The sequence below is a fragment of the Xanthomonas euvesicatoria genome, assembly GCF_013112235.1.
Lineage (GTDB): Bacteria > Pseudomonadota > Gammaproteobacteria > Xanthomonadales > Xanthomonadaceae > Xanthomonas > Xanthomonas euvesicatoria.
Window position 1 is genome coordinate 1,114,175 of record NZ_JABFFS010000001.1, and the last position, 12,881, is coordinate 1,127,055.

Consider the following 12,881-nt stretch of genomic DNA (forward strand, 5'->3'; position numbering starts at 1 on the left):
AGGGAGAGGGCTTCAACCGCCGTGGTGTTACTGCGCCTGAGGTGTGGCGCAGAATGAAGTGGGCAATGCATCCGCTTGCGTACCCCAGCCTTGGGTGGGCGCCTGCGGGGTGAGCGCAAACGACAGCGTGCCGCCCTGCTGCAGCTGCGCCCAATCCAGGAACACCTGCGGCTGCGGCTTTCCATTCCAACGCACGCTGTCCACGTATTGCAGCGCGCGGCCGTTGGCCCCGGGCGCGTCGATGCGCAGGCGCTTGCCGTTGCCCAGATTCAGCGTGACCCGCTTGAAACGCGGCGCATGCAGCAGGAATTGCCCGCTACCCGGCACTGCCGGATACAGGCCGAGCGCGCTGAACAGATACCAGGCCGACATGGTGCCAAGGTCGTCGTTCCCGGTGACGCCGTTGGGCGCATTGGTGAACAACTGCTGCGCGGCGCGCACCACGGTGGCGGTCTTCCATGGTTGCCCGATCAGCGTGTACATCCACGGTGCGTGCAGGTCCGGTTCGTTGTTGGGGTTGTAGCGGTACTGGTTGTAATAGCTGTACGGGCCGACCACCCAGTGCGTGCGTGCGGCAGTGAGCGGATCTTTCAGTAGATCGTCGTAGGCGAAGAAGGCGTCCAGGCGTTTACCGGTGTGTTCGCGGCCATGCATGGCCTGCAGCATGCCGGGGATGTCCTGCTGCACCAGCCACTGGTATTGCCAGGCGGTGCCTTCGTGGAAGCCGTGCTCGGAGCGTGGGCTGTAGCGATCGTCGGATGGCGCATACCAGCTGCCGTCTTCCAATCGCGGGCGCGGGAAGCCGGCAAAGCCGGTCTCGGTATCGCGCACATCCGCATCCCAGACGTTGTGCCAGTTGCCGCCGCGTTTGCGCAGCTGCGCGCTGTCATCGCCGTGGCCCAGCGCTTGCGCCATCTGTGCGAGCGCGCAATCGGCCAGCGCGTATTCCAGCGTGGCCGAGCCACCGTGATGCGGGTCCACGTCCATGCCCTTGGAGGGAAACGCACGGTCGTATTGCACGAAGCCGTTGGCCAGATAGTTGGCATTGCCCGAGCGCCCGGCGTGGCGCGAATTGATCGGCGGCTGGCCGAAGGCATTCTGGCGCAGCGCTGCATACGCCTGCGCCTCGCTGCCCTGCAACGCGCCGAAGCGCCACAGATCCACCAGGAACGGGGTGACCGGGTCGCCGGTCATGATGTTGGTGTCGAAGTTGGCATAGCCCCAACGCGGCAGCCAGCCGCCTTGCTGCTGGATCGCCAGCAACGAGCGGCCGATGTCGCGCGCGCGCGTTGGCTGCAGCAAGGCCAGCAGCTGGTTTTGCGAGCGGTAGGTATCCCACAGCGAAAAATACTCGTAGTAGGTCCAGCCATCGGCGCGATGGATCGCATCGTCGTAGCCGCGATAGCGGCCATCGGCATCGCTGCCGGTCAGCGGCTGCAGCAAGGCGTGATACAGCGCGGTATAGGCCACGGAACGCTCGTCGTTGCTGGCGCCTTCCACTTGCATGCTGGCCAACGCATTGCGCCAGGCCTGCTGCGCGCGTTGGCGCATCTGTTCAAGACTGAGCAGTTTGCCGCCCTGCATGCCATCGGCACGCAGGTTGCTGCGGGCGCCTTGCGCATCCACATGCGAGATGGCGCTGACCACGGTCACCGCACGCGCGCGCTTGTCTTTGCCCAGCGGGAAGCTGAGCCAGGCGCCGTTGGGTTTGAGTTCGCCGCCCATGCCGTGACGCGCGCCGGGCACACCGCCCTCTTCGCCCCAGACGCCATGCGCGGTGAACGGGCGATCGAATTCCAGCCGGAACCAGGTGGTGTATTCGTGGCCGCCGCAGAAACTCTGCGTGGTCAGTTTGCCCTCGACCACGCGGTCGCCGACGATCTGCACCTGGCTGCCGATCACCACATGGCGGTCGTTGGCCTGCGCCACGTTGACCAGCACATGGCCGGTGTCGGCGCCCGGCGCGAAGGTGTAGCGCTCGGTCGCGGCGCGTGTCAGCGCGCTGGCTTCGGCGTCGATGCCGCCGTAATCGGTGAGCCGCACCTTGTAATAGCCGGCCTGGCCGACTTCGCCATCGTGCGTGTAGCGCGCGGCATAGCGTTTCTGGTCGAAGGCCTTGGCATCGTTGGTGTCGAAGTGGCCGCCGGGGCCGATGCGGCCGGTCACCGGCAGCACCGAGACCTGGCCGCCCTGCTCCCAGCAGCCGGCGCCGGACAGGAACGAATGGCCGAAGCCGCGAATGCTGGGGTCGTCATAGCGCCAGCCGGCGTAGTGCGCGCCGATCGGGCTGACCTGGATCAGGCCGAATGGCGCCGAGGCGCCCGGATAGGTATTGCCGTCGTCCTTGCTGCCGATGAAGGTGTTGACCTGCGCCGGGTCTTGCGCGGCCAGCGGGCCGGACATGGCCACGCCAAGCAGGCACAGACCGACCGCGGCGCGGCGCCAGAACGGCGTGCGCGCAGCACGCGCGGTGGAACGGTTGGGCGGTACGACTGACAGCATGCAGAACCCCTTGGGGGAGAGGGCGGCCAAAGCCGCAGGTGGAAGGCGCGTGCCCGCCGCTGCGATGCGCAGCGACCGACGCACGACACGTGCGCGCAACACGAGACACCAAGCGCCGGCATCGTCGTGCGTTTTGGCCGTGCCCCGAATCGACAGGCATCTTGCGTGCCCGGACGATGCCGCAAACACCACCTGTCCATATCCGACGCACGCGTCGCCGATTGCGCGCTTCAAAAATCGAACACGTATTCTGCCGCGATCTCGCGCCCGACCGGGCTGAACAGGCGGCTGTTATAGAACTCGTAATCGAGTTTGTACGGATCCTTGTGGTTGTAGCCGGTGCTGTTGAAAACGTTGTTGACGTACAGGTTGAGCTTCATCGCCGGCGTGATGCGGTAGCCGACATTGATATTCCAGGTGATGGCCGGGCCGATGCGGCCGTAGTACTTGCGGGTGCTCTGGCCGAAGGTGGGGCTGGCCGGATCGGTGTCGGTGCAGTTGGCGCGGTCGTCGGGCACGCCGCCATCGGCAAACGGCACGCAGCCGCCGGGGTTGTCCAGCCGGTCCAGGCCCCAGTGCGAACGCACGCCCGGCACCGCGCCGACGCGATCGCCATAGACGGTGGCATTCCAGTTGCCGTACAGCCAGCTCACGCTGCCGCGCAGCTTGCTGCGGATGTCGCGGTCGCGGCGCTCGGGGTTGGGGTCGGTACGGTAGGTCTGCTCGCGCATCGAGCGCAGGTTGGTGTAGTCGAGCCCCATCTGGAAATCTCCGACACCGGTCTTGAGCTGGTAGCGCGCCGACAGGTCGATGCCGCTGACATCGCGCTGGGCCAGGTTGATCGGCCCGCGCTCGATGGCGGTGATGGCGCCGGCCGCATTGCGCTGCACGCGCGCCAGGATCGAGGCGCAGTAATCGGCGCCGCCCGGGTTGGACCAGGCCTGCCCAGGCGTGATGGTCAGCCCGGTGCGGCAGCCGGCCTCGTCGCGCAGGATGGTGGTTTCATCGATGTCGCGGATCTCTTCTTCCAGATGGATGCGCCAGAAGTCGGCGGTCAACGACAGGTTCTCGAACGCATCCCAGACAAACCCCACCGTCCAGGAATTGCCCAGTTCCGACTCCAGATCCGGGGTGCCGCGGCGATTGATCGCGAAGGGATAAGTCACCTCGGTGTTGTCGCCGGTGCAGTTGTTGATCTGGTAGGCACCGCTGGCGATGCAGCGGTACTGGTCGAGCGTGCGCACCTGCGCCGAGCTGGGTTGTCCGAGCAAGTAATGCATGTCCGGGGCGCGGAAGCTGGTGGCGTAGCTGCCGCGCAGCAGCAGGCTGTCGATCGGCCGCCACTGCAGGCCGGCGCTCCAGGTGGATTCCTTCTGGGTGCCGATGTCCAACTGGTCGGCGGCGTCGTTGAATGCGGTGTAGTCGCCATAGCGATCAAAGCGGCCGGCCAGGGTGGCGGTGAGCGTGGCGGTCAACGGCACGCCGAACTCCAGGCCGCCCGAGTAGCGGGTGCGCTCGCCGCCGCCGCGGTCGACGTTCTGCACTTCGTAATCGACATTGGCACGCGGGTCCGGATTGAGCCGATACCCTTGCTGGGCCGCTTCCAGCACCGCGGCGAATTCGACCGGCCCGGCCCAGCCCTCGAACAGCCGACCGCTCAGGCTGAGCGCTCCCTGGTTGACCCAGGACGCGGCGCGGTTGACCGAATGCGCGCCGATCTGCGCGTACTGGCCTGGCGTCAGCGGGGTCCACCAGCGCGCGCGGTCCAGCGTGTAGGCCGGCAGCCCGTCCACCGTGCCCTGCTGCGGGCCCAGGAAGTAGTCGTTGGCGCGCTGCCAATCGACCGTGGAAATGCGCTCCTGTACCCGGTAGTACGAGCGCCCCAGCGAGGCTTCCCAGTCGAAGCGGCCGTCGGCCAGGGTGCCGCGCAGCCCGGCGCTGATGTCCCAGGAGCGCTCGCGATTGCGGTTGCGCAGGCCGGCCTGGCTGCCGACCTCGCTGGCGGTGAACTGGCGCACGCCGATCAGCTGCTGGCCGCTGGCGGTATCGAAAAAGGCCGGATAGTCCAGCCCGGCCGGCAGTTGCACATAGGGCGGCGAGGTGCCCCACTGCGCTTCGGAGTCGAACACCGCCAGGTTGGTCCAGGCCTGTACGCCGTTGCCGAACTCCCAGGTGCCGTACAGATACCCGGACAGGTCCTTGCTGCCGCTGCGCAGCAGCCATTGGCCGTAGTCGGCGCTCAGCCCGCACAGCTGGCCGGTATTGGTGGTGACACCGGTATTGCGGTTGTAGAGCAGCCGGTCGGCCAGGTAGTACTCGCCGCCGAACTGATCGCAGGCACCGGGCGGCGGCGCCTGGCGGGTGCCGGTGGCATTGTCGATCAGCGCAATGCCGCTGCTGGGGCGAAACCCCACCCGCCGCTGTTCGGTGGTCCAGGCGCTGTAGGGCGCATCGCTGGCGTCGTCCATCTGCGGGCGATCGCGGCCGAACAGCGGGTCGCGGCTGGTGTACTGCAGCGCGTAGGTCACGCTCCAGTGGTCGCCGGTGCGCCCGCCGGCCCAGGACACGTCGGCGGTGTCGCGGCCGCCCTCGGTGGAGGTGCCGCCGCGCATGCGGAACTGATCGCCGCTGTAGTTCTGCTTGAGGATCACGTTGACCACGCCGGCGATCGCGTCCGAGCCGTAGATGGCCGAGGCGCCGCCGGTGAGCACTTCCACCCGGTCCACCGCCGCGGCCGGGATGTTGCTGTAGTTGGAAACGTTGCTCTGGCCGTTGTACGGCAACGGGTAATCGGCCACGCGGCGGCCGTTGACCAGCAACAGGCTGCGGTTGGGGCCGAGGTTGCGCAGGTTGAGCGGGCTGGCATTGGGCGTATGCGAGCCCCAGCTGACGTCCGCCTCCACCGTGCCGATGGCCTGGTTGAGGGTGCCGAGCATGTCGTAGACGGTGGTGAAGCCCTGGGCGCGGATCTCGTCGGCGCCGATGATCTGCACCGGCGCCGGGCCTTCGGCCTGCACGCGCTTGATGCGCGAGCCGGTGACGGTGACCGCGTCCAGCTGTTGCGGAGCGGGGGTCTGCTGGGCCAGGCCAGCCAGGGGCGACAGTGATGCGAGCAGCAGCGCCTGCGACAGGCGGGTGTGGCGGCAATGGCGGAAAGCGGTCATTCAAGCGTCTCGTCGAGGGTGATGGTGCGACGGAAAGACAATGTCTTTTCAAACACTTGCGGGCGATTGGCGCGCTTGGATCGATCTAAACCTAGCAGGGCAGTGTGTCATTTGTTGGCAAAGATTAAGCATGCGGCAGCACCCACACCACGCCGCGACGCAACAATCCGGGCGGTCTCAAGCGCGTCTTCGAGGTAGAGACGTCTTTTGGATCAATGGTTTGGAGTATCGAACCCAGATGCCTTGCCAGCTTCGCTAACGGATGAGCCCGGCTGTGACTTCCGACGCTGCCCGGATGGCAGTTGGTCCTGCACCCATTTCCAGGGCCAAACGCCGTTGCGCCAGCCGTGGCGCTGCCGGATCGGAGGGTGCTCTGCGCCGCCCTGCTCGCAGCGTGCGCGGGAGGCTGCCCAGGACGCATGGCCGTGCAGCGAGGCCTATTCTCAAATCCTGGCGTTGCTGCGATCGCGTCTGTGCCCGCGCGGCATGAGTCGCGTACGGCGAGGATTGGATGTGCTTCTCCCGCGATCCTCTGCCATCTGGCATGCAAAGGATGCCCACACGTTTGTCCTCAGGTCGGCGCGCTTGGCCCACAAAAAAGCCCGGTCACAGGACCGGGCTTGGCGGCAGGGCGTCGGTGGGGGGGGCCGCGGCCCGACGGTGGCTTACCAGCGCATGCCTTCGAACGGGTTGAAGCTGGTGCTGCCCTTCACCTTGTCCAGGTAGTAGGCGTAGTTGGCGCTCATGCCGGCCAGCAGGGCCAGTGGAATGCTCAGCGCGTTACCGATCGATGCGGGCAGGAACGAGGCTACGATGCCGACCACCAGGCCGACGCCGATCAGGCCCAGCGCCTTGCGCCACAGGCCCAGGATGAAGAAATAGATGAAGCCGAAGAACAACGCGTAGAAGTTCATGCCCACCTTGAGCTTCTCCCCGAACGGCAGGGTCTTGAGCGCCTCTTTGTAGGCAGGGTCCCTGGGACCGCCGTGACGGTCGAAGAAGGCGAAGCGGAATTGCCACTTGGGGCTGAGCTGGGTGCGATCGAAGGTATCCATTCCAATCCATGTAGTTGTAAACGTTTACATGATAGGTGATCGCGTATTCATCGGCACGCATTTCAGCCGGTCACCTGGGTTCGGTGCAGCTTCCGGGTGTGCGCAGGCTCAGCGCTGGTCGCTGGTGCCGGTGCCGCGGCGGGCGCGGCGCAGCGAGTACAGCGAGTGGTCGGCGCGATCGACCACCGCCGCCAGCGCTTCGCCGTCCTGGCGCAGGGCGGTGCCGAGGGTGAAGCGGATCGGCGCGTCCTCGATGGCCCCCATGTAGTCGCGCGTCAACGCATCCAGCTGTGCCTGGGTGGCCTGGTGCAGCAACACCAGGAATTCGTCGCCGCCCAGGCGTACCAGGCGGTCCTGGGTGCGCAGCGGCTGGTTGAGGAACCATGCCATCTGCACCAACACCTCGTCGCCGCGTTGATGGCCATGGGTGTCGTTGACCAGTTTGAACTTGTCCAGGTCCACCACGATGCAGCCCCAGCGCACGCTGGGGTCGCGCTTGTCCAGTTCGTCCAGGAAGCGGCGGTTGTAGCAGTTGGTCAGCGGGTCGGTGAACGACCATTCCAGCAGCTGCTTCTCCTGCCGGTACTGGTTGGTGATGTCCTGGGCATGCGCCAGCACCACCGTGGCGTCGGATTCCACGTCCAGCACGTTGTGGTACTGCCAATGGCGCAGGCTGCCGTCGCCGGCCACCAGTTCGATCACTCCCGAATCCTGGCCATCGAGCACCATCCGCGAGAGGTACCCGCGCAAGGCGGCGTGGCGCTCGGGGCGCACGAATTCCACCAGCGAGCGGCCTTCCATCTGCTCGACGCTGCGGCCGAGCGAGCGTGCGGCGGCCGGGTTGATGCTGACCAGCCGGCCATGCATGTCGTGGGTGCAGATCAGGCCCAGGCTGTACTGGAACATCTTGCGGAACTTGCGCTCGCTGGCGGCCAGCGCGTCCACGGCCTGGTGCCGGTCGGTCACGTCCTGGACCGCACCGATCAGGCGCATGCGCCCATCCACGTGTTCCACCGATCCGGTGCTGTGCACCCATAGCCGCCGCCCGTTGGCGCTGGTCAGCGGCAGCTCCAGATCCCAGGACGTGCCGTCCCGTACGCAGGCTTCGACCGCTTCGGTAATGACCGCGCGCGCTTCCAGCGGATAGAAGCCGATCGCCTCGGTCAGGCTGGGCCGGTAACCGGGCGGAACATCGTGCAGGCGGCAGGTCTGGTCCGACCAGATCAGCGTGCCGCTGGCCACGTCCACCTCCCACCCGCCGACCCCGGCCACCCGGCCGGTGCGCTCCAGAAACGCTTCGCTCTCGCGCAGCCGCTGCTGCAGCTGGGCATTGGCCGCCTCGCGCTCGAGCATCACACGGCGTTGCTCCAGGCCTTCGGCGGCCACCCTGGCCAGTTGCTGCAAGGCCTGCAACTGCGCCGGCTCCAGCGCGCGCGGGCGCTGGTCGATCACGCACACCGTGCCCATGCGTAAACCATCCGGCAGCACGATGGGGGCGCCGGCGTAATAACGGATACCGGGCGCATCGGTGACCAGGGCGTTGTCGTGGAAGCGTGGGTCGGCCGGCGCGTCGCGCACTTCCATCACCGCATCGCCCTGGATGGTGTAGGCGCAGAACGCCAGCTCGCGTGGGGTTTCCGAAACCCCCGGCAGGCCGATGTTGGCCTTCCACCACTGCCGATGTTCGTCCACCAGCGAGACCAGCGCGATGGGGGTACCGGCGATCGCCTGCGCGGCAGCGGCCAGCGCGTCGAAGAACGGCTCGGCGGCAGTGTCGACCACCTGCAACAACGCCAGACGTGCCAGGCGCTGGGCCTCGCTAGACGCAGATGACACGACGGTATCGCACTGGTTCAACGGAGCGCTCGCGGCCGGGCAATCCGCGCAGTCTAGCGGACTGCGCATACCAGCCAAGGCGGCGTTCCGTGCGCCACTGCACAGGGCAGCGTTGCGGCGGTTGTGGCGCCGCTCAGTCGGGGGCGTGCGCGTCGGTGTTCGGCGTGGTTGCGGCGCTGTCGTGGCGCATCTGCAGCGCCAGGTACAGGCGCATGCAGTCGTCGGTGTTGCCCAGGTCCACCGCGCACAGTTCCTGGATGCGCTGCATGCGGTAATCCAGGGTGTTGCGATGAATGCCCAGCGTCTTGGCGGTGGGGGCCATGCGCATGCCGGCGCCGAACCAGACCGACAAGGTCTTCAGCAACTGACTGCGACGGTCCTGCGCCAGCAGTGCCTGCAGCGGCTTGCGCAATTCCTCGGCCTGCCAGGCCTGGCGCAGGTCGTCCACCAGCACCGGCAGGCGGTAATCGTCGTAGAAGAAGGCGTCGGCATGCGGGGTGCGCGCCTTGCCGATGCGCATGGTGGTGCGCGCGATTTGGTGCGACAACGCCAGGCCGTTGGCCTGCGGAAAATACTGGCCCAGGGCCAGCCGGATCCGCAGCCGGCTGCTGGCACGCATGCGCTCGAGCAGGCTGTGCACCCGACGGCGTTGCTCCTCCACGTCCCAGTGGCCACGCCGGTCCAGTGCCGGCTTGAGCACCACCAGCTCGTTGAGCGCGGTGGCGGCGATCAGGTTGCCGCGCTCGGGCGTGGACAGCAGGGTGTGCAGGCGCTGCAGTTCCACCAGCATCGCGTCCAGGTCCAGGCTATCGCTTTCCACTTCGATCACCGCGGCCACGCGCGGCAGGTCCAGCGCGATCCCGAGCCGCTCGGCCCAGCCGGCCAGCGCCGGGGTCGGGCCCTCGGGCCGGATCAGGCCCAGCGTGACCTCTTCGCGCAGGCGCGCGTCGCGTGCCAGCAGGCGCAGCAGCCCGGCCTGTTCCAGCATCGCTTCGGCGGCCATGCGCACCAGCTCGGCCTGCTGCCCGATGCGCTGCGGGTCGCCGGTCAGCCCGACGCAGCCGACGATGCGGCCCTCGGCGATCAGCGGCAGGTTGACGCCGGGGCGCACCGCATCCAGCTGCTGCGCCAGGGCGGCGTCGATCTCCACCCGGCCCTGCCGGGACAGCACCAGCAACGCACCTTCGTGCAGCTGGCCGATCCGGGCCGGCTCGCCGCTGGCGATGATGACGCCGGAGTGGTCCATCACATTGACGTTGCCGTCGATGATGGTCATCGCGCGGTCGACAATGGACTGCGCCAGGGTGCGGTCGAGCGTGAGCATGGGCGGGGGTCTGTTGCCGCGATCAGGGGCGGTCACGGTGGCATGTTCGCTTCGCGGATGTTCGGCAGGTGTGTGACGGGAGCAGTTGCGGCCGATGCCCGGGATCGGTGCGAAGAACGCTGACCGCCTTCGCGCGGATCGGTCGTACATGCCGTGGGCGCGCACCCTGTCCAGGAGGCCGCCCCGAACGCGAGCGCAGGCGCCCCACCCCTCCGAGCCACCCGGGCACTGCCGTCAGCCCCGCTCGCGCCCCGACCCGACCTGTGCCAATGCCCCGCCCAGCTGCAGCGTCGCCGCCACGTTGCGCGCGGCGATGCGCACGTTGCTGGCGGCGTCGGCCAATGCCTGTTCCACCGTGCAGGCGCGATGCACCACCGCGAACATGGCATCGATGCCGTGGCCGTGCAGCAGCGCGGCCCCGTTGCCCAGGCAACCGGCAATGGCGATCACCGGTTTGGCATGCCGTTGCGCCACCCGCGCCACGCCGACCGGGGTCTTGCCATGAAGGCTCTGGCTGTCGAGGCGGCCTTCGCCGGTGATGACCAGATCGGCCTGGGCGACCAGCGCGTCCAGCCCGAGCGCCTGGGCGACGATCTCCACCCCGGGCCGCAGCTGCGCGCCCAGATACGCCACCAGGGCCGCGCCCAGGCCGCCGGCCGCGCCGCCGCCGGGCAGCGCGTGCAACCGCACACCCAGGTCGCGCTGCAACAGGTCGGCGTAGTGCTGCAGGTTGCGATCGAGCTGGCGCACCATGCCGGGGGTGGCGCCCTTCTGCGGGCCGAACACCGCCGAGGCGCCGGTCGGCCCGATCAGCGGGTTGTCCACGTCGCAGGCCACTTCGAACTGGCAATCCTGCAGCCGCACATCCATGCCTTCGGTGTCGATGCGCGCCAGCGTGGCCAGCGCGCCGCCGCCTGGACCGATCGCCTCGCCCTGGCCATCCAGCAACCGCACGCCCAAGGCCTGCGCCAGGCCGCTGCCGCCGTCGTTGGTAGCGCTGCCGCCGATGCCGATGATGAAACGCCGTGCGCCGGCGTCCAGGGCGGCCAGGATCAACTCGCCCACGCCCGCGGTACTGGTGCGCAGCGGCGCGCGCTCGGCCGGCGGCACCAGTGCCAGGCCGCTGGCGGCGGCCATTTCGATCACCGCGGTACGGCCGTCGCCGGTCAGGCCGAAGAACGCCTGCACCGGGGTGCCGAGCGGGCCGCTGACCGTGCAGTCGATCACCCGCCCGCCGGTGGCCGCCACCAGCGCATCGACCGTGCCTTCGCCGCCATCGGCGACCGGCACCTTGCGGTACTGCCAGTCGGGGAACACCTCGCGGAAACCGGCCTCGATCTGGGTGGCGACCTCCAGCGCGGACAGGCTTTCCTTGTAGGAATCGGGGGCGATGACGATCTTCATGGGCACACTCGCTGGGACGGACGCATCACTGGTTCACCGCGCGTGCCGGCACCCGCAGCACCAGCGCGGCGCCCAGCAGCATGGCCCCGGCCAGCACATACAGCGCCAGCTCGGTGCTGTGGGTGGCGTCCTTGATCCAGCCCACCAGGTACGGGCTGACGAAGCCGGCGACCTGGCCGGTGGAGTTGATCAGCGCCAGCCCACCAGCGGCGGCGGCGGCGGTGAGAAAGCCGTTGGTCAGCGGCCAGAACAGCGGCAAGCCGCTGACCGCCCCCATCGTGGCCAGGGTCATGCCGAACACCGCCAGGCCCAGGTTGTCGGTGACGCTGGCGGCGATGCACAGCCCGGCCGCTCCCATCAGCAACGGGAGTACCAGGTGCCAGCGGCGCTCGCAGCGGCGATCGGCCGAGCGGCCCATCAGCACCATGAACACCGCCGCGGCCAGGTACGGGATGGCGCTCATCAGGCCGATCCGGGTGGGGTCGGTGACGCCGCTGCCCTGGATGATCGACGGCAGCCAGAAGTTGATCGCATACACCCCGCTCTGGATGCAGAAGTACACCGTGCCCAGCAGCCACACCGCCGGATTGCGCAGCACCGCGCCCAGTGAGGTGGACGCGCCGGCCGGCTTGCCTGCTTCGTCCTCGGCCAGCACGCGTGCCAAGGCCTGTTTTTCCTGCGGGTTGAGCCAGCTGGCCTGTTGCACGCCGTCGCTGAGCAGGAACCACACCCCGATGCCCAGCAACACGGTCGGCAGGCCCTGCAACAGGAACATCCATTGCCAGCCGGCCAGGCCGCCCTGCCCGGCCGAGAAGTGATCCAGGATCCAGCCGGACAACGGCCCGCCCAGCACCCCGGAGATCGGGATCGCCGACATGAACACGGTCATGACCCGGCCATGCCGGGCACGCGGGAACCAGCGGGTCAGGTACAGCACGATGCCGGGAAAGAAGCCCGCCTCGGCCGCACCGGTGAGCAGGCGCAGGGTGTAGAACCCGGCCGGGGTGCGCACGAACAGCAGGCAGGTGGAGAGCAGGCCCCAGCTGACCATCATGATCGCCACCCAGCGCCGGGCACCGATGCGCTGCAGGATCAGATTGCTCGGCACCCCGCAGGCCAGGTAACCGATGAAGAAAATGCCCGCGCCCAGCCCGTACACGGTCTCGCTCATGCCCAGGTCGCCCAGCATCTGCAGCTTGGCAAAGCCCACGTTGACCCGGTCCAGGTAGTTGAACAGGTAGCAGACGAACAGGAACGGGATCAGCCGCCACAGGATCTTGCGGTAGGTCGGACCCATGTCATCGGAGGGCGGCAGGGGCCGGGTGGCTTGGGTCATCGCACGCTCCAGCAGTCGGAAGGCCAGCCGGTGGGCAGTGCGGCAGCACCGACACCAGGCAGGTGGTCGACGCATTCTAGATTGAGCGTTTTCCCGGAATCATCGTCAGGGTGTTGCCTGTCTGCCGGCTGGCACGCGCAAATTTTCGTGCAAATGCCCAAATCAACTGCAACCGCTCCCGGCGTGTGCCGGGCTCGGAACGCAACAGCCACCATGCTGTTGGTGCAGGGCTGGCCGCCCCGATGCAGCGACGGCGCCCC

7 protein-coding genes are annotated in these 12,881 nt (G+C 68.0%); all 7 read right to left on the bottom strand.

Annotation, left to right across the window (positions count from 1 at the left end; translation table 11 throughout):
• Window positions 1-27: 27 nt before the first annotated feature.
• Window positions 28-2,502 (bottom strand): GH92 family glycosyl hydrolase, encoded by a 2,475-nt coding sequence (locus HLH45_RS04695; RefSeq protein ID WP_033478695.1) that lies wholly within the window; start codon window positions 2,500-2,502, stop codon window positions 28-30.
• A 230-nt stretch (window positions 2,503-2,732) separates the two neighbouring features.
• Entirely contained in the window at window positions 2,733-5,666 is a 2,934-nt protein-coding gene (locus tag HLH45_RS04700) for a TonB-dependent receptor domain-containing protein (RefSeq protein WP_008573101.1), read from the bottom strand.
• A gap of 665 nt (window positions 5,667-6,331) precedes the next feature.
• Window positions 6,332-6,721 carry a DUF2628 domain-containing protein gene (locus tag HLH45_RS04705; protein WP_008573104.1) on the bottom strand — a complete coding sequence of 130 codons (390 nt, stop codon included), beginning with the start codon at window positions 6,719-6,721 and terminating at the stop codon, window positions 6,332-6,334.
• 108 nt (window positions 6,722-6,829) lie between these two features.
• Window positions 6,830-8,578, bottom strand: coding sequence for a sensor domain-containing diguanylate cyclase (locus HLH45_RS04710; RefSeq protein WP_033478697.1), 1,749 nt, complete (start codon window positions 8,576-8,578; stop codon window positions 6,830-6,832).
• 112 nt (window positions 8,579-8,690) lie between these two features.
• Window positions 8,691-9,881: a sugar diacid recognition domain-containing protein gene (locus HLH45_RS04715; RefSeq protein WP_008573108.1), complete on the bottom strand. Its 1,191-nt coding sequence runs from the start codon at window positions 9,879-9,881 to the stop codon at window positions 8,691-8,693.
• A 234-nt stretch (window positions 9,882-10,115) separates the two neighbouring features.
• The gene (locus HLH45_RS04720) at window positions 10,116-11,285 is read right to left on the bottom strand and encodes a glycerate kinase (protein ID WP_008573111.1); all 1,170 of its coding nucleotides are present in this window, start codon (window positions 11,283-11,285) and stop codon (window positions 10,116-10,118) included.
• A gap of 25 nt (window positions 11,286-11,310) precedes the next feature.
• A complete protein-coding gene (locus tag HLH45_RS04725; protein ID WP_008573112.1) occupies window positions 11,311-12,621 on the bottom strand; it encodes an MFS transporter in 1,311 nt (436 codons plus the stop codon).
• Window positions 12,622-12,881: the final 260 nt, after the last annotated feature.